The organism is Synechococcus sp. MIT S9503 (assembly GCF_047304175.1).
Lineage (GTDB): Bacteria > Cyanobacteriota > Cyanobacteriia > PCC-6307 > Cyanobiaceae > Synechococcus_C.
Window position 1 is genome coordinate 497,059 of record NZ_CP138955.1, and the last position, 24,457, is coordinate 521,515.

The following is a 24,457-nucleotide window of genomic DNA, read 5'->3' on the forward strand; positions in this document are numbered from 1 at the left end:
CTACCTACGCATCCACTGGAGGGGTGCAGCTCCGATGTCACCTCCGCCATCCCTTTCAAGCCGGGCTGAAGCCCTCCAGCCTTCGCTCACCCTGGCCATCAGTGCAAGAGCCAAGACACTGAAGCAGGAAGGCCGCAACATCTGCAGTCTCAGTGCAGGGGAACCTGATTTCGGCACACCGTCCTTCATCGTCGAGGCAGCGATCCAGGCTCTCCGTGACGGGGTCACCCGCTATGGACCCGCTTCAGGAGACCCTGAACTGAAGCTGGCCATCGCCCGAAAGCTCACCGCTGAAAACGGCCTTCCCACCTCGGCGGAGCAAGTGCTTGTCACCAATGGAGGAAAGCAGGCCATCTACAACCTCTTTCAGGTGTTGCTGAACCCTGGAGATGAGGTTCTGATTCCCTCGCCCTACTGGCTCAGCTACCCCGAAATGGCAAGGCTCGCTGGCGCCCGGCCCGTTGCTGTCCCATCCTCGGCAGCCGATGGTTTTCGTCTTGACCTGCAGGCCCTCGAAGCTGCAATCACTCCTGCCACTCGCCTGCTGGTGATCAACTCTCCCGGCAATCCCACAGGTCGTGTGCTGAGCCGTGAGGAGTTGCAGCAGCTGGCTGAGTTGGTGCGGCGCCATCCCCGACTTCTGGTGATGACGGATGAGATTTATGAATACCTGCTTGAAGAGGGCGTGACGCACCACAGCTTCGCGGCCGTTGCACCTGATCTGAGGGATCGATGCTTCATGGTGAATGGCTTTGCGAAGGGCTGGGCCATGACCGGCTGGAGGCTTGGGTATCTGAGTGGCCCCGCCTCCGTGATCAAGGCTGCAGCCGCGCTTCAGAGCCAGAGCACCAGCAATGTCTGCAGCTTTGCGCAGCGAGGAGCGGTTGCTGCAATCGAAGCTTCCAGGGACTGCGTGAGAGAGATGGCGGTGAGCTATGACCAGCGCCGGACTCTGCTGGTTGAGGGACTCCAGGCCTTGCCGGGGATCACCCTCGTTCCTCCGAAGGGGGCTTTCTATGCCTTCCCGCAGTTGCCGGAGGCCTGTGGTGATTCGGTGAACTTCTGCCAGAGAGCTCTGGAGCAGGAGGGCCTGGCGATCGTCCCCGGAGGAGCCTTCGGCGATGATCGCTGTGTACGGCTGTCCTGTGCTGTCTCGCGTGAGACGATCACTGATGGACTGTCACGACTCGCGCTCTTGCTTCCGGCCGGCTGAGGTCAGGAAACGGTCTCATCATTAAACACCTCTTGAGCAACATGCCTTCTCGAAAACGCGGGGCCATTGCCCTGCTGGCCGTTTTGCTCTGCCAGGGGGGCTTGATCCTGCCCGTTGTTGCGCGGCCCACACTCAAGGTTGGGGCCATTCCTGATCAGAATCCTGAACGACTCAACCGTCTCTACGGTCAGCTGGCCGGTGAACTCAGTGATCGTCTCAAGGTCAAGGTGCGCTATGTACCGGTCAGCAATTACCCAGCGGCTGTGAGCGCCTTTCGCACGGGCGGACTTGATCTGGTGTGGTTCGGCGGCCTGACCGGTGTGCAGGCGCGCCTGCAGACCCCGGGGGCTCAGGTTCTCGCCCAGCGCGATATCGATGCCCGTTTCCGCAGTGTCTTCATCGCCAATATCGACTCGGGTCTGCAACCGATCAGCTCGATCAACGGACTGACCAGCCTTCGCGGCAGGCGCTTCTCCTTCGGTTCCGAGAGTTCCACCTCGGGACGATTGATGCCGCAGCATTTCCTGGCAAAGGCCGGTGTGACTCCCAGCCAGTTCAGCGGCGGAAGAGCAGGGTTCAGCGGCAGCCATGACGCCACCATCGCCGTGGTGCAGAGCGGTGCCTATGAAGCGGGCGCTCTCAATGAGCAGGTCTGGACATCGGCAGTGAAGGACGGTCGTGTGAACACCGAAAAGGTGAGAGTGATCTGGCGAACTCCTGAATATGTCGATTACCACTGGGTGGTTCGTCCGAAGCTGGATCAGCGTTTCGGCAAGGGATTCACGACACGTCTTCAGAGGGCGATTCTCAGTATCAAGCCCACCACGCCCCGTCAGATCACCATTCTTGAGCTCTTTGCTGCGAAGCGGTTCATACCTGCTGAGGCGAGTCAGTACAAGCCGATCGAAAAAGTGGGACGTGAACTGGGCAAGATCCGGTGAAAGCACTGTTGGAGCTTGATCAGGTTCGTCTGATCGGTCCCAATGGGGACCGACTGAAGTCGATCACGCTCAGGCTTTGGAAGGGGGAGCGAATCGCTCTGCTCGGCCGCAGCGGAGCTGGCAAGAGTTCCTTGATCGCTATTGCCAACGGAAGTCTTCTGCCCGCTGAGGGGCGGGTCCTCTTCCAGGGTGAGCCGCTCGAGCAGCTCACCCGTCGGCAGCGTGCCCTTATTGGCACCCTCTGGCAGGACCTGCGTCTGGTCGAGGAGCTCAGCATTGCGCAGAACGTGAATGCCGGTGCTCTTGGACGCCGACGCCTGCCCTGGGCGCTGGCCAATCTGTTGTTCCGAATCAGCACGGAAGCCTGTCGCTCCTGTCTTCGCCAGGCCGGTCTGGAGGAATCACTGTTGGCTGATGCTGGGTTGGATCGTCCCGTCGGGCAACTGTCCGGAGGTCAGCGGCAGCGAGTCGCCATCGCGCGCCTGTTCCGACAACAGCCTGAACTGATGCTGGCGGATGAACCTCTCGCCAGCCTTGATCCAGCCATCGCCGCTGAGGTTCTGGACAGACTCCTGATCTCTGATTCGGATGGAACGCTTCGCAGTGGAGCTCAGGCTGTGCTGGTGTCACTGCACCGTCCGGAGTTGATCGACCGCTTTGATCGCGTGCTTGGCCTGCGTGCAGGTCGACTGGTGTTGGATAGGCCCGCTGGGGCCGTCTCCACCGCAGATCTTCGCGATCTGTATGCGCCGTGATCATTCAGATCAGGCCCACGGCACCGATGCTGGCCTTGTTGCCAGCGCTCGCACTGCTGCCGGTGCTGCTGGTTGTGCTGAATGGAGCCCATGCCGGTGGGACTGAGATCCTGGGTTCGTTTCTGCTCGGGGCCGTCAGCCCATCGATGGATCCTGCGCTGTTGAAGGCGTTGTTCATCGGCCTGCAGGTGACGGTGGCCACCGCACTCATGGGCTGGGGATGCAGTCTGGTGCTCGGCGTGTTGCTGGGCTGCCTCAGCTCTGAACGTCTCTGGAGCACCTGGTGTCTTCCCCAGTGGCCAGCACACGCTCTGCACCGACTGCTGGCTCTGCCCCGATCCGTGCATGAGCTGATCTGGGGATTGCTGCTGTTGCAGGTTCTGGGACTGCATCCCTGGGTCGCGGTTGCGGCAATCTCCATTCCCTATGCATCCCTTGTTGCCAGGGTGTGGCGCGATCAGCTGCAGAGCCTGGATACCTCCTGCCTGGAGGCGATGCTCCAGACAGGAGCCACTCCCATGGCTGCCTGCTTGACAGCGTTGTCACCCTCCATGGGCTCGGTGCTGGTGAGTTATGGGGGATATCGGCTGGAGTGCGCTTTGCGCAGTGCCACGTTGCTAGGGCTCTTCGGTCTGGGAGGTCTGGGAATGGACCTGGAGCTCAGTCTCAAGTCCCTTCAGTTCCACGAATTGTGGACGGGGTTGTGGCTGCTGATGCTGGTCACCATTGTTCTTGAGCAGGGACTGCGCATCTGGAGACACCGGTCGGGTCAGGTTCAGTTCCGACAGCGCCAGGTGCTGGGGTTCGTGCTGGCAGTGCTGTTCTCAGCTGGTCTTGGTGCTGTCTGGCTCGCTCAGCTCTTCCCCGAGGCAGGTTCACTGAACTGGCTGCCCGTGGCATGGCCTGACCTCCACAGCCTTCTGCTGGCTGCGCAGGAACTTCCCTGGCTGCCGATGCTGTGGGAGACGCTGATGCTGACCCTGCTCGCGGCAGGCATCGCCATCGGTCTGCCGCCATTGCTGCTGCTGATCACTCCCTCGAGGGTCTTGCATCGCTGCGTGAGTGGTTTCTGGGTGCTTTTGCGGGTGATTCCTCCCCCTCTCGCCGTGCTTCTGCTCCTGCTAAGCAACCAGCCCACACTGGCCATTGGTGCTCTTGCGCTCGGACTTCACAACAGCGGAGTGATGGGGCGTCTGCTGCAGGAGGGGCTGGGGGAGCAAAACGATTCCGCCCATGTTGCGCTGCTCAGCAGCGGTGCATCCCCTCAGGTGAGCTGGTTGTACGGCTTGCTCAGCCCCAGGAGTCCCTCCCATCTCGCCTATGGCGCCTACCGCAGTGATGTGATCCTGCGCGAAACGGTGGTGGTTGGTCTGATCGGTGGCAGCGGTCTGGGCTGGCAGTTGCTGGAGTCGCTGAGCTCCTTCCACTGGGCGGCAGTGTTGTTGCTGATCAGCGCCTATTCCGCTCTGACGCTTCTTGGTGAATGGCTGAGTGATCAGTTTCGTCAGCACTGGCTGCAAAGCTGAGCCTTGAACCGAACAGATTTGACTTCATGCGGACTCCCCGTCAACTGATTGTGATCGGAGACAGCGGAGTGGTTGGCTGGGGTGATCGTGAAGCAGGCGGGTGGTGTGAGCGCCTGCGCCGTCATTGGATGGGTCTGCCTGATGCACCGCTGATCTACGGCCTGGGTGTTCGCGGTGATGGACTTGAAGCGGTTTCAGCTCGCTGGGAAAGGGAATGGATGTGCCGCGGGGAATTGCGCCGGAAGACACCGGAGGCCCTGCTTCTGTCGGTGGGCCTCAATGACACCGCCCGGGTGGGACGGTCTGACGGCAGACAACCGCTGGATGCGCAGGCATTCCGTTTCGGTTTTGAACAGCTTCTGTTGGCGATGCATCCCCAGACATCTGTTTTCGTGCTCGGGCTGACGCCGGTGGATGAACATGCCATGCCGTTCGCCGATTGCCTCTGGTACTGCAACCGCGATGTCGGCGTGCATGAAGCGCAGATTGAGGAAGCCTGTCTGGAGGTGGATGTGCCCTACCTGCCTCTGCATAAAGCAATGCTGGCGGAGCCCGACTGGCTGCAGTGGATTGAACCCGACGGCATTCACCTCAATTCCCTTGGTCATGCCTGGATCGAGCAGCGCCTGCGCTCATGGAACGCACTGCAGCGTTGGGCCGGGCTGGAGGCCATCAGTCAGGTCACACCCTGGTGAGCACACGACGGCTATTTCGGGGTTCAGCCGGTTGGATCTTCCGTGTTGATGCGTGTGCTGTCGAGCAACTGGGAAAGTGTGCCAAGTGGCCAGCCCAGATTGCGCAGATGGCGTGCGAGAGATTTCGAAGCCTTGTAGTAACCCTCTCCATAGCTTGGTGAATGGCCGATCTCCTTGAGCGTCAGCAACAGCAACCGGTGTTCGCGTCGCGTGCCTTCCCTTGCCTCCAGCAACTGAAAACCACGCTGCCTGAGCTGCCTGAGCGACTGTTCGCTCAGATCGTCACGGAAGCCGAGATACATCACATGATCAATCTCTCTGTAGGCGGTGAAAACACGTGCGCCGCGATGGACTTCAAGGAACTGGTAGCGCTCCGTGACGGCGATCACGGCATCCATGCAGGGGGCCAGCAGAGCATCCTCGATCTGAACGATGTTCATGACGCTGTGCTGCCTGCGGCCAGACGTTCTTCGCAAGCGACCTCGTAGTTGCGGACAGCGCCGGCAGGGATTGAACCATTGCTTTTCAGTTGCCGCACAGACAGCTCAACGCACTGCAGCACAACGCTTGTGAGTTCGCGCCCCTCGCACTGGGCCCAGCTGCGCAGCAGCACGTGCAGGCTCGGCGGCACGGAAACCGTCAGCTTCACCTGGTTTTCCCGGGGGAGTGCCATCCGCTCGGTTTTTGCCTCTTCAGTACCTTAGCTTGGAGTATCTTCAAGGCAACTGTTGAGTTGCTGCTGAGTATCTGGAGAGTTACTCGCTATCAGGTTTGGAGGTTGTTCGGCTCGCAAAGGCTTCGCAGTGCCTGCGCAGGGTTTCTGGCTCTCAGCGAATCCAGGTGATCATGCGGTTGTTTGCGGGCATCAACCTGATGTTCCCAAGCGTGAAGCCGGCGTCAGCGGCTTCTTGCAGCACCGTTGACTGATCCCGCACGCCCCAGGCCGGATTCCTCTCTTGCAAAGAGGTGTCGAAGCTCCGATTGCTTTCGCTCACATGCTGGCCATCCACGCAGAAGGGGCCATAAACGCACAGCTTTCCACCGGCCTGCAGCAGCTGAGCTGATTGCCTCAGCAGCGCGACTGTGCATTCCCAGGCAGAAATGTGCAGCAGATTGATCGCCACAACAGCCTGAGCGGGCATTTTCAACTGCTCCAGCCAATCCGAATCTCTGACATCGAGTTGCAGGGCTGCAGGCATCTTCGGCATCAGCTGCTCATGACGAATCCAGGAACCGATGCTGCGGCAATGGTCGGGATCAGGATCACTGCATTGCCAAGTGAGTTTGGGAAAGCGTTTCTGGAAGGTGACGCCGTGCTCGCCTGAACCGCTGGCAATTTCAAGAATCAATCCAGTGGATGGGAGCTGTTCAGCCAGTTCATCTCCAATCGGGATGCGGTTGCGCTGGGTGGCGGGAAAGATCAGGCGTTGATCGCCGTAGACGGTGCTCATTGAATCAGAGACCGCCGATCCGGTCCGGTGATGGGCTGTTTTCAATCACAGTTTCAGGCTGCCTTTGAGCAGGATCGCGAATAGGTTTCGGATCTCGATCACCGTCCCGCCACACCACGGGGCCTCTCCCATGCCCCACCCCGCGAGACTGGCTGCTCTGCAGGCCATTCAGCAACGTCGTCCGCTTGATTGTGAGCCTGTTGAGCCTCTGGCTGACATCTGGGCAAGTGATGTCTTCACGCTGACGCGCATGAAGAACTTTCTGCCCAAGGATGTTTTCAAGGCTGTGCGTCGCGTGATCAGAGACGGAGGCAAGCTCCAGCTGTCGGTTGCCGATGTTGTTGCTCAGGCAATGAAGGACTGGGCTGTGGCCGAGGGAGCTCATTACTACGCCCACGTTTTCTATCCACTTACCAATTCCACTGCAGAGAAGCACGACGGTTTCATCAGACCACGGGGTGATGGTCAGGCCATTCATGAATTTTCAGGGAAACTGCTGGTGCAGGGCGAGCCCGACGGCAGCTCCTTCCCCAATGGAGGCATTCGTTCAACATTTGAGGCGCGTGGTTACACGGCTTGGGACATCACCAGCCCCGCTTATCTGATGCGTACAGCCAATGGGGTGACGCTCTGTATTCCCACGGTGTTTGTGAGTTGGACCGGGGAAGCTCTGGATAAAAAGACACCTTTGCTGCGCTCCAATGCGGCCATGAACCGACAGGCCCAGCGTCTGCTGCGACTGCTCGGCAATGAAAACGTCGCACCGGTGAACAGCACCTGCGGTGCGGAGCAAGAGTATTTCCTTGTCGACACTCAGTTCGCAGCGCTCAGGCCTGATCTGCTGCTGGCCGGGCGCACTCTTTTCGGAGCGCCATCTCCCAAAGGTCAGCAGTTCGATGACCATTACTTCGGCGCCATCCCTGAGCGGGTTCAGGTGTTCATGCAGGACGTAGAGAAGCAGCTGTACCGCCTTGGCATCCCTGCCAAGACCCGCCACAACGAGGTGGCTCCAGGCCAGTTCGAGATCGCGCCGGTTCACGAGGCCGCCAATGTCGCCACCGATCATCAGCAGCTGATCATGACGGTGCTGCGCAGCACCGCCAAGCGGCATGGATTCAACTGCCTTCTCCATGAGAAGCCTTTCGCCGGCATCAACGGCTCCGGCAAGCACGTGAACTGGTCGGTGGGAAACAGCACCCAGGGAAATCTGCTCGATCCCGGCAAGACGCCCCACGACAACCTTCAGTTTCTGCTGTTCTGTGCCGCTGTGATCCGTGGCGTTCACTGCAATGGCCCATTGCTGCGAGCGGTGGTCGCCACCGCCGGCAATGACCATCGCCTCGGCGCGAACGAGGCACCACCGGCGATCATTTCCGTGTATCTGGGTCAACAGCTTGAGCAGGTGTTCCAGCAGATTCAGCGAGGCGAATCAACAGACAGCACCAGCGGTGGGCTGATGCGCATCGGTGTTGATTCACTTCCTGAATTCCCCAAGGATGCGGGCGATCGCAATCGCACCTCGCCGTTTGCCTTCACCGGTAACCGTTTTGAGTTCCGGGCCGTCGGCTCCGGCCAGTCGGTGGCAGGTCCGCTGGTGGCGATGAACACCGTGCTGGCTGACTCCCTGGAGTGGATCAGTGATCGTCTCGAGTCTGAGATGGGTGGAGGTCAGACACTTGAGCAGGCCGCGGCGTCTGTGCTCAAGCTGGTGATGGACCTGCATGGCGCTGCCGTGTTCGGCGGAGATGGTTACTCCGAGGCCTGGCACCGCGAAGCGACCGAAGAGCGCTGCCTGGAGAACCTGCGCAACACCGCTGAGGCTCTGCCTGTTCTTCAACGCGCCGAGGTGCGTGAGCTGTTTCAGCGCCAGGCCGTGATCAGTCCGGTCGAGTTGGAGAGCCGATACGAGGTGTATGGCGAGCAATACGTACTTGCCATCGAGGTCGAGGCCCGTGTGGCTCTGTCGATGGTGCGCACCCAGATCAGCCCCGCAGTGCAGAACCACCTCTGCAATATGGCCATGAGCCTGCAGCAGCAGCAGTCTCTCGGTGTGCAGGTGGAAGACCGCGTTGTGCATCAGCTGGCAGATCTTCATCTGCGTATGGATAACCATGCCGAAGCACTGGAAGGTGAACTCCACCAGGTGCACAACGGTGACACTGCCGCCTCGATGAACCACTGCGCAGGAGTGCTTTTGCCGCGGTTGCTTCAGTTGCGTGATGCCGTTGATCATCTTGAGTGTCTGGTCGACGATGATCAGTGGCCCTTGCCCTCCTACCGGGAAATGCTCTTCGTGCGCTGAGCATGAAGCTGCTTTCAATCCCCGATAGGTTGAGTTCACTCTTCGGGAGGTTGCGTTGCCGCTGAGCTCGGTTGCCGACTATTTCGACTGGGTGATCAGTTTTGACGACTGCAAGGTCCGTCAGGAGGTGGAACTGCTGCGGCGACGCTTTCCGGAAGCGACGACCTATGAGCTTGCTGAGCAGGCTTTCAGTGATGTGCGTCTGCAGGTGATCACCGCTGGTGCCGCCATGGGGCTGGCAGCCAATCCTCTGCTCAGTGTGGCCGGTGCACTCGCTGATCTTTCCGTCACCACGCGCGCTCAGTTGTTTGCTGCAGCCTGTGCAGCCGAGCTGCTGATCCCTGGCTTTTTGGACACCGACACAGCTCGCCATGAATTGCTCTTGCCCGTGCTTGGGGGAAGCGTGATCAGTCAGCTGGGTGCAGAGTTCGGTCTCAAGGCCGCGCAGACCGCCACGCGTGAATTCGTGGTTCGATTCATCAACCAGCGAGGCCTTCGGGTGATGAATGCTGTGCTGACCCGTGTGTTCGGCCGCAGGGTGACGCAGAGAGCCCTGATCACCAAGACGGTCCCCCTTGTGGGTTGCGTGATCGGTGGTGCCTGGAATGCCGTTGAAGCAGAAGTGATCCGCAACCGCACCCTGCGTTATCTCACGGACCAGTCGCTCGATCCTGTTGAGGTGGTCAATGTTGAGGTGGTCGAGGGCTGATTCCGCATCTCAGGCAAGATCTGACTCTGGAGTCTTTGTCCCTGGCCTGGACCGACGCATTCGGTGCTGAGCGTTGGTATGGATCAACAGATCAGATTGTCGTGATTCACACAGCCATTGGAATCAGTCTGTCGCTGAATGGACTGAGATTCCTGTTGAGCATGAGCTATGAGCCTGGGACCCTGGACTGCCGGCTTCTGATCGATGCCAAGCATCACCTTGAACACGCTCTCGCTTCGCTGAGCTCACTGCCCCAGAGCGATCACATTCAGCGACAGCTCAGGGCTGTTCATCAGCAGCTTGAGGGTATGCATGACCTCAAGCGAGCTCTTCAGGTTGATGACCACTGACCAAGGGATCGTGTTCCATTGTCGTCAGTTGAGCTGACGCTTCCCTGAGCGAAAATGGACACATCCGTCTGAGCCCGCATGTTTGAGAACAAGGATCGTCCTGCCTGGCTCAACTGGTTGTTTCTTGGCATTTTCCTGCTGTCGAGCTGGCAGCTTGCCGGTTTCTGGTTCGAGAAGCTTCACGGCTGAGTCAGCCGGTCACAGTCAAGAGGTTCAGTTCCGAATCGGGGCCGGGGTTGATCTTGGCGCCTCAGCAGCAGGTCGAGCCGATGTTCGGTTGAGTTCTCGCTCAAGCGCTTCAACCCTGCGTACTCGCAGGCAGTGTTTGCATCCACCAGTCGTCTGGAGGTGCCGTTCAGGAGTGATGGTGATTTCCTGAACAGGGTGCTTGCAGCAACGGATTTTGACAGGACTCTTGAAACTCCGCCATTTGATGCCGGAATAGTCGAACTGATCACCGAAGCGCTGTTTCGCGCGCTTCAGGAAAGTTTCCAGCGTGATCCGTGCTGCCATGCAGGCAATCTATGGGCTGCAGCAGGCAACTTCGCTGACGCTGTTATTCGTCTTCATGCGCCATCAAGCCAGCGCAGGCGCCAGAGTGTCGACCTCCCGGCATGTATGGAATGGCCGCAGAGCAGGCGGTTGAGGTGATGAACTGGACTCTTCGATCAGCCTGGCTGCCCGCTGACATCCGCCAGACCTGGATGGATCGCTGTGTGCGGAACATCAGCTGGGATCAGCCTCAGGTTCGGGTTTACGGCCGATGGCATCTGGTGCCGAGACTGACTGGCTTTCTTGCCGATCATCAGGTGTCCTATCGCTACAGCGGTGCTGTGCATCGAGGGGAGGGCTGGCCGGACTGGTTTCTGCCTCTGCTGAGGATGGTCTCGTCGCAGAGCTCGGCACCGTTCAATGGCTGTCTGTTCAATCTGTATCGCAATGGTCAGGACCGAATGGGCTGGCATGCGGACGATGAGCCCGAGATTGATGCTTCATTTCCGATCGCTTCCCTTTCGCTGGGTTCGAGCAGGGACCTTCAGTTCCGCCATCGCTTCAGCGGAGCTCGACGCGATCTCACCCTGGAGGATGGTGATCTCCTCTTGATGGATCCTGATTGCCAGAGACTGTGGATGCATGGTCTGCCTGTCAGAAAGCGGGTGACGTCGCCGCGGCTCAACCTCACCTTCCGGGTGTTCCGCTCAGTGGACCAACCAGCAGACTCCAGAGCGGCACACTGATCAGAGCCAGCAGCGTGCTGTTAAGGATCAATTGTGCCGGTTCTGCAGCGTTCATCTGTTCGGATTCGGCGATGAGCAGCACCGAGATCGCTGTCGGTGCTGCCGCTTGCAGGACCAGCGCCTGACGTGCATAGCCGGGAATCGGAAAGGCAAGGCTGAGCAGAAGCATCAGTGATGGAAAGAGCAGAAGCTTGCAGGCCAGCGGAGCGCTCAGATTGACCGTCGGCTCCTTCAGTTTTCTGGCTGCGATGTCTCCCAGCCTCATGCCCACCACCACCAGCGCCAGCACGATCACGGCGCGCGATGGCAGCCAGAGAACCTCACGGATCACGTCATGCCAAGGGGTGGCCATCACGATCAGTGCTCCAACCAGCCCCCTGGTTGCCGGGCTGGCACTCAGGTGTGCAAGCAGTTGGCGCCAGGGTTGATGACCGTTGCTTGTCTTGTTGTTTCGGTTCAGCCAGAGAGGCCCCAGGCTCCAGACCAGCAGGGTTGCGCCGAGGTCATAGCCGATGCTCACCGGCAGTGCTTCCGGGGGAAGCAGGGCCAGCGTTGCCGGAACCCCGAAGTAGGCCGTGTTGCCGATGCAGCTGCCCAGTTGCAGATCAGGCCGACCCAGGGACGCAACACCAGAACTGAGCCAGTGCAGGATCATCATCATCAGCGTGATGGCTGCCACTGCCAGCAGTGCCATTGTCAGCAACGAGCCGTTGAGGCCGCCATGCAGCAGCAGCCCCATCAGGCTCACCGGAACTCCGAAACGCACCAAAGGAACGGCCAGCGGTGCAATCCACTGCGATCGCCATCGACCGATGAGTGCTCCCACGATCAGGCATGGGGCCATCTCCCAGAGAAGCTTCAGCACAGGAGAGGAATTGATAACTCAATCTAAAAACTCGGGGCTTTGTGCCAGACTCCTATCCGTCCATTCAAGGGTCCGTCGTGACCGTCTCAGCCCCTTCTTGCCTGATTCAGAGGCATCTCCTTCAGCTCAGCGCAGCGCTGACGGAGCGATGCCAGCAGTTGCAGCTGGAGCTGTCTGAGCAGGTGGCCAGCCTGCCGTTCGGTAATGAGCGCTGGTTGCTCACCGAGCGCGAACTCTGCGCAGCGGAAGAAGCGCTGCTGCGTCTTCATGGCAAGGTCGATCTGCATCCCTGACCGCCCTCTGACTCATCGGGCTCTGGTTCAGCCTGATGCCACTCCGTAATACGCAAGAGGGATTCCAAACGTCACCACGGCGTGGGGATCACCCGGCAGCAGTGCCACGACGGCAAGCTCCCGGTCGTCGAACGCTTCCTTGGATTTGACAACGAATGACGCTGCATCCGAGGCACTCCAGAGCGGTGCTCCACTGCGTCTCTCCTCGCGGTACATCTCGAAAACCGCTGCAAACTCATCTCCATAGTCGGCATTGCTGAGCATCAGCTCCAAGGCCGAGTCATCACTGCGGGTCTGAATCAGTTCAAACAGCTGTTGCATCAGCGGATGGTCAACGGTCGTAGAGACTCTGACAACGTTGCCGATGGTGCCGACAACGCTGATGTGAAACCGTCTCCTCTCGGTGCGTGCGTCGATCACCGCCACGGGCAGGCTCAGATCCCATTGTCGATGCCCCCCGAGATCGATCGCAAGGCTGCGGAGATCCTCAGCGTGGTCCTCGCAAAGCTGCTGGACTCGTTCGTGTTGATCCATGTTCCGCTACTGGTGAGGATGAACCGACAGTTCGATCACCCGGCTTTCCAGCAGGCAAAACTCGAGATAGAGGCTGGCGGCGTCTTTTTTTCTGTCATCCCTGATCAGTCTTGAGACCCGATCCCTCCACCAGCATGAGATCTCCGACTCCACTGCACCATGGGCTTGCTGCCTCCAGGAGTTGCTCATGAAGTCACTCGCTTCCTGAAGACGTTATGGCTTCTTCCCCTGGAAAAAACAGGTTCCTGTGGTTCCAACGTGATCAGTGGGCCATCTGATTGAGGAAACGCCTGCTGCGCTCCTCCCTGGCCTGGGTGAAGAAGGTTGATGAGTCGGTCAGTTCCACCACCCGGCCTGCATCCATGAACAACACCCTGTCGGCCACTTCTCGGGCGAAGCCGAGCTCATGGGTCACAACGACCATCGTCATGCCATCGGCAGCAAGTCGACGCATTGCATCCAGAACCTCCTTGACCCGTTCGGGATCAAGAGCACTGGTGGGTTCGTCAAACAGCATCAGTTCGGGATCCATCGCCAGTGCTCTGGCGATCGCCACACGTTGCTGCTGGCCTCCACTGAGCTCAGAGGGATATTTCCTGGCCTGATCTCCGATACCCATCTGTTCCAGAAGCCCCTGGGCCCGACGTTCCGCATCGGGTTTGCTGACCTTCTTCACCCGGATCGGAGCCAGGGTGATGTTGTCGAGGATCGAGAGGTGCGGAAACAGGTTGAATTGCTGGAACACCATGCCGACGCGACGGCGGATCCGACGGATCTGCCGTTCATCCTGATCCGTGTCCAGGGGGATGCCGACGATCTCCAGCTGCCCGGAATCGATCGCCTCAAGTCCGTTGAAGGTGCGAATCAAGGTGCTTTTTCCGGAGCCGGAGGGTCCCATCACCACCAGCACTTCACCGTGGTTGACGCTGAGATTCACCTGGTCAAGGGCTTTCTGGGAACCGTTGAAGGTCTTGCTGATCGCTTCGGCTCGGACGGCGATGGTCATGAGGGAATGGCAGACGTGGACGAGGGGTGCCGGCGTTCCAGCTGCCGAGCCATGAGCGCCATCGCGGTGCAGACCAGCCAGTAAAGCCCTGCAAGCCAGATGTAGGTCTCAAGGTGTCGACCGATGTAGGCCGGATTGGCCAGCAGGCTGCGGCTGATGCCAAGCAGTTCCACCAGTCCGAGGATGGCCATCAGGCTGGTGTTCTGGAGCAGTCCGATGGCTTGATTGGTGAGTGCCGGCACCGCCACGCGCAGTGCCTGGGGAAGCAACACGAGGCGTTGGATCTGCCATGGTCCCAGCCCCAGTGCCGCGGCAGCCTCCAGCTGAGTGCCTGGGATGGCCTGCAGACCGCCACGGACATCCTCCGCCACATAGGCGGCTGCGAAGAGTGCGAAGGCAACGACCGCTCGCAGTACACGATTGATCTCGATCTCAACAGGCAGAAACAAGGGGAGCAGCAGCTGCCCGAAGAAGAGAACGGCAATCAACGGCACGGCTCTCAAACCATCGATGTAGAGGCGGCAGAGATGACGGGGCAGCGTCAGGCTGCTTCTTCGCCCCAGCGCCAGCAGGATTCCAAGGGGAAGGGCGAGCAGACCGCTGAATCCCGTCAGCAGCAGAGTCAGCGTCAGACCACCCCAGTCTCTCGAGCTCACCGTCTGCAGTCCTGCACCTCCGGCAAGCAGCAGCAGTCCGATCGGGAGCATGGCAAGCCATCCCCATGAAAGAACCAGACCGCTGATGCGCAACCGCGTCGAAATGATCGGTTGGAGCAATGTGAGCGCTGTCATCAGGCTGAGAAGCGCCAGCCAGAGCAGAGGTCTCCAGCGCTCGCTCTCCGGATAGGAACCGACGGCGAAAAGTGGCAGGTTTTCGGTGACAATCAACCAGTTAGCTCCACCGATCAGCCAGGCACCTGTTGACCACACAACCCAGCTGATCAGGAGCAGGATCACCAGGCTCAGAAGTGTCTGCAGCGGATGCCGTCTGGCCTGGAGTAGTCGTCTCCGATGGCTGCTCCTTGACCCGGTCATCCGTTCCCGGGTTGTTCAGCAGGAGTGCTGAACACGTTCAGTGCTGACATGAACAGGGACACTCCAAAGAGGGTTCCAAGAGCCCAGAGACTGTCTGAAGGCCACTCCAGCACAAGCAGAACACCGATCAGCGAGGTAAATATGCCATCAACGACGCTCAGGCCCGCCGCAGAACCCGATGCGCTGGCTCCGGAGGCAAGTTCCATCACACCTTCAACGAGCAACAGGATGCCAGCGAACAGAGTGAGGCTGATTTCGCTGTCGATCGGATCAACCAGGATGAAGATCGCGCCTCCGATGTAAATCAGCGCTGAGAGAACACGAAACAGTTTTGCCTGGCTCTTGCCTTCATCACCAAGGCGAAGCAACTGACCGACTCCAGCTGCGAATGCAATTCCACCGATGCCGATCGTGAGCAGCGTGGCTGATGCAAAGGGCAGAAGGATTGAGGCAACTGCGGCGATAGCCAGCAGCACTGCGGCGATGCGACGCGAATTCATGAGCCGAGGTGTGATCTGCGGATGCTACGTCCGTTGTGCGGGATGAACCACGACTCGATTCAGCACCTGCATTCCAGCGTTGATCAGCAGGTTGAGGGCAAGAAAGCTCAGCAGAAGGATCAGGAACCCCTCGATGGCCCTTCCTGTCTGGGTGATCGCCGTATCGCTCACTGCGTAGAGATCGGCATATCCAACAGCGATGGCCAGGGTGCTGTTTTTGGCGAGATTCAGATACTGACTGCTCAGAGCGGGAAGAATCGCCGGCAGAGCCTGAGGCAAAACAACCCTTCTCATTCCGAGGGCTTCGCCGATTCCAAGGCTGCGAAAGGCTTCCCACTGCCCTTTCGGCACGGAGTCGAGCCCACCCCGCACAACCTCCGCAATCGCAGCGCCGGTGAAGACACTGAGGCCCACCAACACCGCGGAAAATTCCACGCTCAGTTTGAGCCCCAGAATCGCCACGCCTTGATTGGACAGGCTGATCAGGGCTCCTAGAGGAGCCAATGGTTCCGATGGAAGGCCGAGGAAAGCCACGAAATACCAGAACAGAAGCTGCAGCAGCAGCGGGATCTGTCGGATCAATCCCACATACAGCCCCGCAAGCTGACGGAGCAGAGGATTGAGGCTTCGCCTGGCTGCCCCCGCGCCGACGCCCAGCAGCGTTGCCAGCAGGATGCTGAAGGCGATCACGCGGAGACTGTTGAGCCAGCTCACCATCAGAGCCCAGGCTGTGCTGTCTCCGGGTTGGTAGGGAAGAGTGTGTTCGCTGAGTGCGAAACCTGCCGGTTGCCAGAGCCATTCGAAGCTCAGGCCGAGGCCCGTGCGGATCAGGTTCACGGCGAGGTTGTTGACCAGAAGTCCCACAAACGTGAGAACCACGGTCACCAGAAGCAGTTCGAACCAGCGGGAGCGTCTCCGTTTCATTGGAACGGAGGGGCGGTGATCACGCCGCCATCGCGATGCAGCTGATTGAGGCCGCGTGGGATGGGAACAGCACTGTCCGGTCCCAGGTGCCGGTTGTAGATCTCTCCGTAATGACCTGTGGCTCTGATCACATTCACCACGAAATCATTGCTCAGGCCGAGTTTGCTTCCAAGGTCGCCCTCAATCCCCAGAAATCGTCTCAACTTGGTCAGATCGGTGTTATCGCTGGCTTCCTTGACCTTGTCGTTCACATTGGCCTGGGTGATTCCCAGTTCTTCTGCGGTGATCAATGCGTACACCACCCAGCGCATGGCGTCGGAAAGACGCTGATCTCCCCCTGATGACAAGGGGGCCAGCGGCTCCTTGCTCAGCACATCCTCAAGAATGACGTGATCCTCGGGTTGCTCGAATCCTGATCGTGCCGAAGCCAGCTGCGATCTGTCTGACGTCATGGCCTGGCAGCGCCCCTGCAGATATCCGGCGACCACCTGGTTGAGATCCTGGTATTTGATCGGTTTGTAGGGAAGCCCCAGAGACTGAAATGCATCATTGAGGTTCTGCTCGGTTGTGGTTCCCGAGCCGACACAGATCGACTGACCTTTGAGATCTGCAAGGTTGCGGATCCCACTGTTCTTTTGCACCAGCAATCCCTGACCGTCGTGGAAAACAACCGGCGCGAAGCTCACGCCGTTGCCTCCCGAAGCATCCCTGCTGAGATTGAAGGTTGTGTTGCGGGAAAGAAGATCAATCTCTCCGGTTTTCAGAGCTGTGAATCGTTCAGGCGCAGTCAGCGGCCGATATTGCACTTTGCTGGGGTCACCGATGATCGCTGCAGCAAAGGCCTTGCAGAGATCCACATCCAGACCGGCATAACGACCATCTCTCTGCAGGAAACTGAATCCAGGAATCTTTCCGCTGACGCCGCAGCGCAATTCACCTCTCTTGCCGATCAGATCAAGGCGGGATGTGCTTCCTTCACCGAGCGTTGCGCAGGCTGACATTGCCAGGCAAGCGGTAAGCAGGGAGACAAGTGAACGACGCTTTGTCATGCCGGTGATCCTTGGGAGGCGATTTTGTCAGAACATTGAGTGCATCGAGATCAATATCTGCTGACCTTGGCAGGAATCTCTACGGTCCCGTGCATGTCGACCAACCGCCGAAAGATGTTTCGGTTCCGCGTGACATCACTGTCAATGCTGCTGATCGTGGTGTCTGCAGTTGGTTCTCCCGTTTTCAGCTGGCAACTGGGTGACCGGCAGGCTTACAACAACAAGATGGCTCTGCTCAACGTGATGCTGGAGGGCGCCAAGCAGCGAGCCGTCGATACGAATGACCTGCAGACACTTTGTCTGGTGATGAGCATCGGTAACGATGTGACCGAGAGGTACTTGCAGGAGCAGGCCAGCGACAAGCAGATCAGGAAGCGCCTGGAAGGTATGCGCAATGACTTCACGTCATGCCTTGGGTTGCTTTACAACGCTCCCTGAAAATTGGCGATTTTTCAGATCGCTGGCGCAGCAAACCTTCCAATCAGCATTGATCATCCATGTGCTCCATCAGGCTGTGATCCGATCCGCTCGAAAAGATTCAGACTTTCCTGATTCAAGCCCAGCACTTCCACTTTTGATCCGCCCTGCTGAAGCTTGCGGATGACCTGATTCAGTGCGCTGACTCCACTCTGATCCCAGATATGAGCAGCGGACATATCAATGGTGATCTGATTGGGGTGGTTGTGGAGGTCAAATCCCTGAAGGAAATAGATCTTGCTGACAAAGAACAGCTGTCCGCTCACGACGTAGCGCCGAATGTTCTCGTTCACATCCACAGCATCGACGCGGATCACCTTGGCCACCTTGCGGCTGAACAGGATCCCCGCCAGGGCGACTCCGGCGATCACTCCAAGGGCCAGATTGTGGGGCGTTGTGAGCATGGTGACGGCGAAGGTCATCAGCATCACCGCCGTGTCGCTTTTCGGGATGGATCGGATCCGCCGCAGACCGGCGATGTCGGCCGTGCTCACCGCAATGCTGATCATCACGGCCACAAGCGCCGCCATGGGGATCTGTTCAAGCCATGGCCGGCCCAGCAGAATCATCGCCAACAGGCTCACCCCTGAAAAGAGGGTGGACAGTCGGGTGCGGCCACCGTTGTCGATGTTCATCACCGACTGGCCCACCAGAGCGCAACCCGCCATGCCACCGAACAGAGAGGACACAATGTTGGCGATCCCCTGACCCCGTGCTTCCACATTCTTGTTGGAATTGCTGTCGGTGCGGTCGTCGAGAATGTCCTGAGTCAAGAAGGTCTCCATCAGGCCGACCAGGGAGATTGCCAGGGCCGTCGGCAGCACGATGCCCAGGGTCTCGAAACTGAAGGGAACCTTCAGCTGGTCTGGTGAACCGAAAGGCCAGCTCGGCAGCGGCAGTCCGGTTGGCAGGTCGCCGAGGCTGCTGACGGTCGGGATCCCGCTCTCGGGAAACACAAGGATCGAGATCGCCGTCAGAGCGACGATGGCCACCAGCTGGGACGGCACCAGTCGTGTGAGGCGCGGCAATCCGTAGATGATCGCCAGGCCGAGCAGCACCAGTCCCCAGATGATCGGCAGCTGGTTGCCATGAGGCAGCAGGTCATGGGCATGACCACTCGCGTCCGTTTCGCCGAAGTGCAGGTTGATGCCCAGCTGCGGAAACTGCGCCTGGAAGATCAACAGCGCCAGGGCATTGACAAAGCCGCTGAGCACTCCGAGAGGCACGAAACGCATCTGGTAAGCCAGACGCAGCCAGCCCCAGAGAATCTGCAGGATTCCCGTCACCACCCCTGCAACCAGCAGATAGGTCAGCCCCAGCCCCTCACCTCGGGCTTCACCGGTGGCGACCAGACCGGTCATCAGCAGAGCTGTGGATCCCGTGGCGGAGGTGATCATCGCCGAGCGTCCGCCAACGAAGGCGATCGTGATCGACAACAAAAAAGCTCCGAAAAGACCGACCTGCGGGTCAACGCCGGCGATGCCGGAAAAGGCGATGGCCTCGGGAATCATGGCGAAAGCCACAACGAGGCCGGACAGCAGATCCTTGCTGGGATTGCCGAATCCGCCGTTCAACTGCCGAGGCAGGGATCCTGAGGCCATCAATCATCAGTTCTGTGCTGGGACCGTAGTTCAGAGGGGGGGAAAGCGTCCTTCCGGGTCCAGCTCGGCTTTGAGCTGGCGCAGGGCGGGCAGCCAGTCGCCGTAGGCGTCCTCCAGTTCCTGTTGGTGGCCAGGCAGATGGTCATGGAGCTGCGCGAGATGCACTCCAGGACAGACCTTTCTGAGGTCCTCACTGACCTGATCCATCCAGGCAAGGCTCTGCTCACGCCCGGCCTGATCTCCTGGATTCCAGGCCGCTGTGATCCAGGGTTTCCAGATCGAATCACGGTGGATGAAGGATGTCTCCCCAGGACTGATCCGTTGCGTTGCACCTCCAAGCTGCTGCGCGCTGATGCGGCACCCGTTGTGCGGTCTCTCCCGAATCCGTGTGCTCAGATGCTCAATGAGGGGTCCTGCTTGATGATTCAGGGCGGGGCCAAGGCGCGCGATCACCTCGCTGTGGGGTGGAATCGATCCGACGGATTCCGATGCAAGGCTGCCGAAGCGGGGCTGCTCGAGTTGATCCTGACAACGTCGGATGGCAGCTCGTGGATCTGTTCCCAGGAACGGATCCAGTGCCTCCAGATGGCGTGATGGGCTTTCTGCGGGGTTGCAGTCAACGGCGTAAACCTCCAGCCTCTCCCCCCAGTTCCATTGCAGGCTGACTGTTTCTGGCCAGCTCTCTGCGATCTGGTTCAGCATCGGTAGTTGCGATGCAGGGATCAATCCATGCCGCACTTGCAGCGCTTGGAGTCGCTGGGTTCGCAGGCGCAGGCGAGTGACAACAGCAAGGAATGGGGCGGCCCCCATCAGCGCTCGCCAGCGGCTGGAGTCGTCTGTGCATTCGTCTTTTCTGAGGGCGAAGGGTTCGCCGGAACCCCAGATACCCTCGATTTCGGTGATGTGGTCCAGGGCAAGCCCCTGTGAACGGCTGAGAGGACCCATGCCTCCGGAGAGAATGAAGCCGCTTCCAGTCAGCCCTGACAGCCCGATCGGCAGGCTGCGGCCCGAGGCGCGCATGGCCTGCAGCAGCTCCGCCATGGTCAGACCCGTGCCGAATTCGACCTCTTTTGTCGCTTCGTGATGAAGGATCTCCCGATGTCGGCACAGATCAAGAGTCCAGCAGCCATCGCTCGCGCAACGACTGCTGTTGCCTCCAGAGCGAATCCGTAAGGGTGTTGAGCCGAGCGGCTGACGCATCAGCTGCTTCAACAGCCTTGGACCGGGGGTCAGGCAGCCAAGGCTGTCAGCAGCTTGCGCCAGAGGATTCATGGTCTTTCTGTTACTGCCGTGAATAGGTTTGATACAGACGCACCGCACGTGTGACCCAGCAGATCGTTGCTCCTAGTGCAACCAAACATGGAGTTCTGATCTGTGGTCATGGCAGCCGTAACCGTTTGGCGGTTGCTGAATTCGAGGGGCTGGCGAACGGACTCAAACAACGTCTCTCGGGACTGCCGGTGGAGTATGGCTTCCTTGAATTCGCCCGTCCCATCCTGAGGGATGGTCTGGAACGGCTGCGCGAGCAGGGGGTTGTGAAGGTGTTGGCTGTGCCGGCCATGTTGTTTGCCGCAGGTCATGCCAAGAACGACATTCCATCCGTTCTCAACACCTACAGCGCTGAAACAGGGCTGGAGATCGACTACGGCCGCGAACTGGGCGTGGATCGTTTGATGATCGCCGCGGCTGGAGCACGGATTCAGGAGGCTCTGAATCGCACCTCCACGCTTGATCTGTCCGACACCATGCTGGTTGTGGTGGGTCGTGGCTCTTCAGATCCCGATGCCAATTCCAATGTCGCCAAGGTCACCCGGATGCTGGTGGAGGGCTTCGGTTTCGGCTGGGGTGAAACTGTTTATTCAGGCGTCACCTTTCCTCTTGTTGAACCCGGTCTTCGTCATGTGGTGAAGCTGGGGTTCAAGCGCATCGTCGTCTTTCCTTATTTCCTCTTCTCCGGGGTCTTGGTGAGCAGGATCCGCGAACACACCGAGCGCGTTGCGGGAGATCATCCGCAGATTGAATTCGTCAACGCCTCGTATCTGGGCGATCACACGTTCGTTCTCGACACTTTCATGGAGCGGGTTCAGGAGGTGATGGGTGGTGAAACCGCCATGAACTGCTCGCTGTGTAAATACAGGGCGCAGGTGCTGGGCTTTGAACAGGAGGTGGGCCTCGATCAGTCCAGTCACCATCACCACGTTGAGGGTCTCACGGAAGCCTGCTGTCTCTGTGAACGGGAATGCACGGGTGCCTGTCAGCCCGATGGAATCCCGGTTCCGGTGAGTGCTGGTCATCACCACCATCACGACCATGGCCACCATCCCTATCCCCATGCAGACCACCCTCTCGGTCCAAGCACCCTTCGTCGTGCATCATCACAACAGGACACATCTGAGCCTCAAATCGGAAGGAATTCGGAGGTTCTGGCGGACTCAACCGTCTCTGTCTCGCTCGAGTCTTGAGAGACTAAAACGTATAAGCGTGGCTGATGTCGATGTGGCTGTGTGGAGAAAGAGTGGGGTTTTCCACAGTTCTGACCAGGTTTTCCACTGCTTTTTGCCGAAAGCCTGTGTCTGAGGGCTGAAGCTGTGGGTTTGTGCTCCGGTGACTTTCGTGTCTTGACAGGATTGTCCGCCCGATGATCGCAGTGATGGGTTGAGCAAGGCCTGAGAGCTGATCTCTTTCGCTGCAATGAGTCTCGATTGAGATCCATGTTTGGTGTTTGCGCGCTCATAGCTTTGACGAGCAAGGCATTTGTATGGCTCTCTGTTGGGGAACACGGGACGCTGAAGCGCTGGATGGATCGCAATCACTTGGAACGCTGCATGGATTCAAAGCCGGCCACTGAAGCGGAGGTCGAATCACCTTTTGTGAGCCTTGAAGCTGAAATCCCCGAGGTGCTCTACAGGGGCCTGAAGGCCTTCATCGGATCCAATCCGGCCTGGGATCAGTACCAGGTGATGAGCTCCGCTCTGGCCCAGTTCCTCTTCCAGAACGGCTGCTCCGAGCGTGCGGTCACCGAGCGTTATCTGGATGATCTGTTCAGTCGCTCACAGGCTTGAGCGCCTGAAGGCATGCTCTGCGGGCGATCGCCATCATGGTAAGGGTCGGACTCTGCCAGCCTGAGCTTGGCCAGCAGGCCCCGTCCACCACCAGCACGTTGGGGCATCGCCAGAGACGGTTCCAGGCATCCACAACGCTCTGCTCTTCGCTTGTGCCCATCGCAGCTCCACCCACTTCATGGATGTAGTAACCGGGCGGTGGGGCATTCTCTTGAGCGGCAACGGCATGGCGAACCAGTGGTGCCACGAGCGGCAGGTGCACCAGATCAGCCAGTGACGTCGTAACCCCTCCAGCAAGGTCGATGCAGTCCTGAATCGTCTGCTGCATGTGCTGCACCATGGCCTGCTCATTCGCCCCCCATCGACAGCTGATGTGCGGCATCGGTACATCCAGCGGATCGCAGCGTTCCGACAGGCTGACCCGGTTGCTGGGGTCGTAAAGCACCTCCCCATGTCCGATTAGAAAGCCAAGTCGGCGATCGGGATTGCGTTTCAGCCACCAGGGCGGATCAAAGCGGTTGATGGCTCCCCAGATTCCATAGCCGCGCAGGAACTCGCGTCCTGCGCAGACTCCTGGAGCATTGCCGAACGGCAGGAAAAAGCTGCCTGCTCCGGAAAGAGTGCTTGAAGGATCCTGTTGCTGAGTCGCGGTTCGACCGGTTTCGCTGGCAACGGAGAAGAACCGACAGCAGGACACATGGTCCATCAATCCTTTCCCCAGTTGGCCTGAAGGATCACTGAACCCCCTGGGGTGGACCTGACTCTCTGACTGCAGCAGCAGACGCAGCGTTGCGATCGTTGAAGCGCAGACCACCACAAGGTTGCAGTCCAGTCGTTGACGCTCTCCAGTGCTGCGGTTCACCACGACAACAGACCGTGCACGTTGCCGGGTGGGATCCACCTCCAGGCTCTCCGCCATCGAATTGCACAGAATTTCCACCCGACCCGTTGCCAGAGCGCGCTGAAGACTTGAGCCGTTGCTGCTTGAGCGAGGCCACTCAGCTGTTGGCGTGCGCTGATGGGCTTCAAAGCCCCTGGAGTGGATCAATTGCACACCGCGTTCCCTGATCAGGAGGTCACGCAACCGTTCCTCCTCGGGCATGAACGGCAGTGCCGGTGCCATCTGGCCATCGGGGAGATGGTTGAGGCCGTCATGCTCACCATGCACTTCAAGCAGCCGTTCGAGTGCGCTGTAGTGAGGATCGAGGTCCTGGTGATTGATGGGCCAGTTCCGGCCGTGCCCGTCATGATCGGCGCCCTTGAATTCATAGTCCGATAGCCGCAGCGTGATTCCACCCCAGGTGAGGCTGCGACCACCGACCTGACGGCCCTGGGTCCAGAGATACGGCTGATCCTCAGGAGTGCTGTAAGGGTACTGACGCTCATCCGCATAGAGGTCAGGGTTCTGTTTCCAGTAGCCCGGATGCCTTGCCTGACGTCGATGGCGGCCAGTGATCAACCCTTCGGCTCTTCTGAAACTGTTGCCTGGCTCTCCTCCGAGGGAATCCGCGGGCGATCGATCAGGCCCAGCCTCCAACACGAGCACCCGGATGCCTGCTTCAGCCAGCGTCATCGCAGCCACGCCGCCTGTCGCTCCCGAGCCGATCACAATCGCTTCAAAGGGATGCAGGGACACAGCAGCACGATGACCTATGCATAGTTTCCGATGGGCCCTGCGCCTCTGGCTAGTGTCCGTCCCGCCCTATTTGGTTGTTGCAGCTCAGTGCTGGCTTACTGCTGAATGACACGAAGTTCGGAGCGGCATTCAGGCGATGGGGCAGCTGCAACGCAATGGCTGATCAGATGGTAATGATTAAAGATCTGACTTAATTAAGTTTTTGAATCAGTCGAAATAGATCAAACATTTAGCTTTGCAGCGTCAACGGTGTAAATATTGTGTGAAATGTTGTCGAATTATTCCATAGACCTGAA

28 protein-coding genes are annotated in these 24,457 nt (G+C 59.1%); 13 read left to right on the forward strand and 15 right to left on the reverse strand.

From position 1 onward, the window contains the following. The first annotated feature begins 34 nt into the window (after window positions 1-34). The 5 genes from SIB56_RS02700 to SIB56_RS02720 are packed head-to-tail and all read left to right on the forward strand — an operon-like array spanning window position 35 to window position 5,130. Window positions 35-1,213: a pyridoxal phosphate-dependent aminotransferase gene (locus tag SIB56_RS02700; protein WP_413325150.1), complete on the forward strand. Its 1,179-nt coding sequence runs from the start codon at window positions 35-37 to the stop codon at window positions 1,211-1,213. Window positions 1,214-1,254: 41 nt separating this feature from the next. Next, window positions 1,255-2,154: a putative selenate ABC transporter substrate-binding protein gene (locus SIB56_RS02705; protein ID WP_413325152.1), complete on the forward strand. Its 900-nt coding sequence runs from the start codon at window positions 1,255-1,257 to the stop codon at window positions 2,152-2,154. Further along, entirely contained in the window at window positions 2,151-2,909 is a 759-nt protein-coding gene (locus tag SIB56_RS02710) for a phosphonate ABC transporter ATP-binding protein (RefSeq protein ID WP_413325154.1), read from the forward strand. The genes SIB56_RS02705 and SIB56_RS02710 overlap by 4 nt, the downstream gene beginning before the upstream one ends. A gap of 26 nt (window positions 2,910-2,935) precedes the next feature. After that, window positions 2,936-4,435, forward strand: coding sequence for an ABC transporter permease subunit (locus SIB56_RS02715; RefSeq protein ID WP_413327051.1), 1,500 nt, complete (start codon window positions 2,936-2,938; stop codon window positions 4,433-4,435). 26 nt (window positions 4,436-4,461) lie between these two features. Continuing rightward, entirely contained in the window at window positions 4,462-5,130 is a 669-nt protein-coding gene (locus SIB56_RS02720; RefSeq protein WP_413325156.1) for a GDSL-type esterase/lipase family protein, read from the forward strand. Between the two features lie 23 nt (window positions 5,131-5,153). Here the strand turns inward: SIB56_RS02720 and SIB56_RS02725 are convergent, their stop codons facing one another. The 3 genes from SIB56_RS02725 to SIB56_RS02735 all read right to left on the reverse strand — a co-directional run bounded on the left by SIB56_RS02725 (window position 5,154) and on the right by SIB56_RS02735 (window position 6,581). Continuing rightward, complete coding sequence (locus SIB56_RS02725; RefSeq protein WP_413325159.1) at window positions 5,154-5,570, reverse strand: hypothetical protein; 417 nt, start codon at window positions 5,568-5,570, stop codon at window positions 5,154-5,156. Continuing rightward, window positions 5,567-5,803, reverse strand: a complete 237-nt coding sequence (locus SIB56_RS02730; protein ID WP_413325161.1) for a hypothetical protein — start codon at window positions 5,801-5,803, stop codon at window positions 5,567-5,569. Before SIB56_RS02730 ends, SIB56_RS02725 begins: the two co-directional genes overlap by 4 nt. A 154-nt stretch (window positions 5,804-5,957) precedes the next feature. After that, the gene (locus tag SIB56_RS02735; RefSeq protein ID WP_413325163.1) at window positions 5,958-6,581 is read right to left on the reverse strand and encodes a DUF938 domain-containing protein; all 624 of its coding nucleotides are present in this window, start codon (window positions 6,579-6,581) and stop codon (window positions 5,958-5,960) included. A gap of 130 nt (window positions 6,582-6,711) precedes the next feature. Between SIB56_RS02735 and SIB56_RS02740 the strand changes: the two genes are divergently transcribed. The 3 genes from SIB56_RS02740 (at window position 6,712) to SIB56_RS02750 (ending at window position 9,942) form a co-directional block, all read left to right on the forward strand. Beyond that, window positions 6,712-8,883: a glutamine synthetase III gene (locus tag SIB56_RS02740; RefSeq protein ID WP_413325165.1), complete on the forward strand. Its 2,172-nt coding sequence runs from the start codon at window positions 6,712-6,714 to the stop codon at window positions 8,881-8,883. A 55-nt stretch (window positions 8,884-8,938) separates the two neighbouring features. Beyond that, a complete protein-coding gene (locus SIB56_RS02745; RefSeq protein WP_413325167.1) occupies window positions 8,939-9,592 on the forward strand; it encodes a hypothetical protein in 654 nt (217 codons plus the stop codon). 161 nt (window positions 9,593-9,753) lie between these two features. Beyond that, complete coding sequence (locus SIB56_RS02750) at window positions 9,754-9,942, forward strand: hypothetical protein (RefSeq protein WP_413327053.1); 189 nt, start codon at window positions 9,754-9,756, stop codon at window positions 9,940-9,942. A gap of 213 nt (window positions 9,943-10,155) precedes the next feature. Here SIB56_RS02750 and SIB56_RS02755 read toward each other — a convergent pair whose 3' ends face one another. After that, window positions 10,156-10,455: a hypothetical protein gene (locus tag SIB56_RS02755; protein ID WP_413325169.1), complete on the reverse strand. Its 300-nt coding sequence runs from the start codon at window positions 10,453-10,455 to the stop codon at window positions 10,156-10,158. A gap of 110 nt (window positions 10,456-10,565) precedes the next feature. Here SIB56_RS02755 and SIB56_RS02760 point away from each other — a divergent pair, with 110 nt between their 5' ends. Further along, window positions 10,566-11,180: an alpha-ketoglutarate-dependent dioxygenase AlkB family protein gene (locus SIB56_RS02760; protein ID WP_413325172.1), complete on the forward strand. Its 615-nt coding sequence runs from the start codon at window positions 10,566-10,568 to the stop codon at window positions 11,178-11,180. On the opposite strand, the gene SIB56_RS02765 is transcribed toward SIB56_RS02760, so the two are convergent. Next, a complete protein-coding gene (locus SIB56_RS02765) occupies window positions 11,122-12,045 on the reverse strand; it encodes an AEC family transporter (RefSeq protein WP_413325173.1) in 924 nt (307 codons plus the stop codon). The genes SIB56_RS02760 and SIB56_RS02765 overlap by 59 nt on opposite strands. Before the next feature lie 77 nt (window positions 12,046-12,122). Between SIB56_RS02765 and SIB56_RS02770 the strand changes: the two genes are divergently transcribed. Beyond that, window positions 12,123-12,338 carry a hypothetical protein gene (locus SIB56_RS02770; protein ID WP_413325175.1) on the forward strand — a complete coding sequence of 72 codons (216 nt, stop codon included), beginning with the start codon at window positions 12,123-12,125 and terminating at the stop codon, window positions 12,336-12,338. Window positions 12,339-12,365: 27 nt separating this feature from the next. Here SIB56_RS02770 and SIB56_RS02775 read toward each other — a convergent pair whose 3' ends face one another. The 7 genes from SIB56_RS02775 to SIB56_RS02805 form a co-directional block, all read right to left on the reverse strand. Next, on the reverse strand, window positions 12,366-12,872 hold the full coding sequence (locus SIB56_RS02775) for a hypothetical protein (protein ID WP_413325177.1): 507 nt from the start codon (window positions 12,870-12,872) through the stop codon (window positions 12,366-12,368). Between the two features lie 6 nt (window positions 12,873-12,878). Beyond that, window positions 12,879-13,061 carry a hypothetical protein gene (locus SIB56_RS02780; protein WP_413325178.1) on the reverse strand — a complete coding sequence of 61 codons (183 nt, stop codon included), beginning with the start codon at window positions 13,059-13,061 and terminating at the stop codon, window positions 12,879-12,881. 73 nt (window positions 13,062-13,134) lie between these two features. After that, window positions 13,135-13,878: an amino acid ABC transporter ATP-binding protein gene (locus SIB56_RS02785; RefSeq protein WP_413325180.1), complete on the reverse strand. Its 744-nt coding sequence runs from the start codon at window positions 13,876-13,878 to the stop codon at window positions 13,135-13,137. Next, window positions 13,875-14,912 carry an ABC transporter permease subunit gene (locus SIB56_RS02790; protein ID WP_413325182.1) on the reverse strand — a complete coding sequence of 346 codons (1,038 nt, stop codon included), beginning with the start codon at window positions 14,910-14,912 and terminating at the stop codon, window positions 13,875-13,877. Before SIB56_RS02790 ends, SIB56_RS02785 begins: the two co-directional genes overlap by 4 nt. After that, window positions 14,909-15,412 (reverse strand): HdeD family acid-resistance protein, encoded by a 504-nt coding sequence (locus tag SIB56_RS02795; protein WP_413325184.1) that lies wholly within the window; start codon window positions 15,410-15,412, stop codon window positions 14,909-14,911. The genes SIB56_RS02790 and SIB56_RS02795 overlap by 4 nt, the downstream gene beginning before the upstream one ends. Before the next feature lie 24 nt (window positions 15,413-15,436). Then, complete coding sequence (locus tag SIB56_RS02800; protein WP_413325186.1) at window positions 15,437-16,336, reverse strand: ABC transporter permease subunit; 900 nt, start codon at window positions 16,334-16,336, stop codon at window positions 15,437-15,439. Continuing rightward, complete coding sequence (locus SIB56_RS02805; protein ID WP_413325188.1) at window positions 16,333-17,385, reverse strand: amino acid ABC transporter substrate-binding protein; 1,053 nt, start codon at window positions 17,383-17,385, stop codon at window positions 16,333-16,335. The genes SIB56_RS02800 and SIB56_RS02805 overlap by 4 nt, the downstream gene beginning before the upstream one ends. A gap of 93 nt (window positions 17,386-17,478) precedes the next feature. Here SIB56_RS02805 and SIB56_RS02810 point away from each other — a divergent pair, with 93 nt between their 5' ends. After that, complete coding sequence (locus tag SIB56_RS02810; RefSeq protein ID WP_413325190.1) at window positions 17,479-17,823, forward strand: hypothetical protein; 345 nt, start codon at window positions 17,479-17,481, stop codon at window positions 17,821-17,823. 53 nt (window positions 17,824-17,876) lie between these two features. On the opposite strand, the gene SIB56_RS02815 is transcribed toward SIB56_RS02810, so the two are convergent. Both SIB56_RS02815 and SIB56_RS02820 read right to left on the reverse strand, forming a co-directional pair. Then, window positions 17,877-19,463, reverse strand: coding sequence for a SulP family inorganic anion transporter (locus SIB56_RS02815; protein WP_413325193.1), 1,587 nt, complete (start codon window positions 19,461-19,463; stop codon window positions 17,877-17,879). A 30-nt stretch (window positions 19,464-19,493) separates the two neighbouring features. Then, window positions 19,494-20,735: an FAD-binding oxidoreductase gene (locus SIB56_RS02820; RefSeq protein ID WP_413325195.1), complete on the reverse strand. Its 1,242-nt coding sequence runs from the start codon at window positions 20,733-20,735 to the stop codon at window positions 19,494-19,496. Between the two features lie 50 nt (window positions 20,736-20,785). Here SIB56_RS02820 and SIB56_RS02825 point away from each other — a divergent pair, with 50 nt between their 5' ends. Both SIB56_RS02825 and SIB56_RS02830 read left to right on the forward strand, forming a co-directional pair. Then, a complete protein-coding gene (locus SIB56_RS02825; protein WP_413325197.1) occupies window positions 20,786-21,925 on the forward strand; it encodes a sirohydrochlorin chelatase in 1,140 nt (379 codons plus the stop codon). 336 nt (window positions 21,926-22,261) lie between these two features. Further along, a complete protein-coding gene (locus SIB56_RS02830; RefSeq protein ID WP_413325199.1) occupies window positions 22,262-22,525 on the forward strand; it encodes a DUF2811 domain-containing protein in 264 nt (87 codons plus the stop codon). Here the strand turns inward: SIB56_RS02830 and SIB56_RS02835 are convergent. After that, the gene (locus SIB56_RS02835; RefSeq protein ID WP_413325201.1) at window positions 22,506-24,161 is read right to left on the reverse strand and encodes a GMC oxidoreductase; all 1,656 of its coding nucleotides are present in this window, start codon (window positions 24,159-24,161) and stop codon (window positions 22,506-22,508) included. The two genes, SIB56_RS02830 and SIB56_RS02835, sit on opposite strands and share 20 nt — an antisense overlap. Window positions 24,162-24,457: the final 296 nt, after the last annotated feature.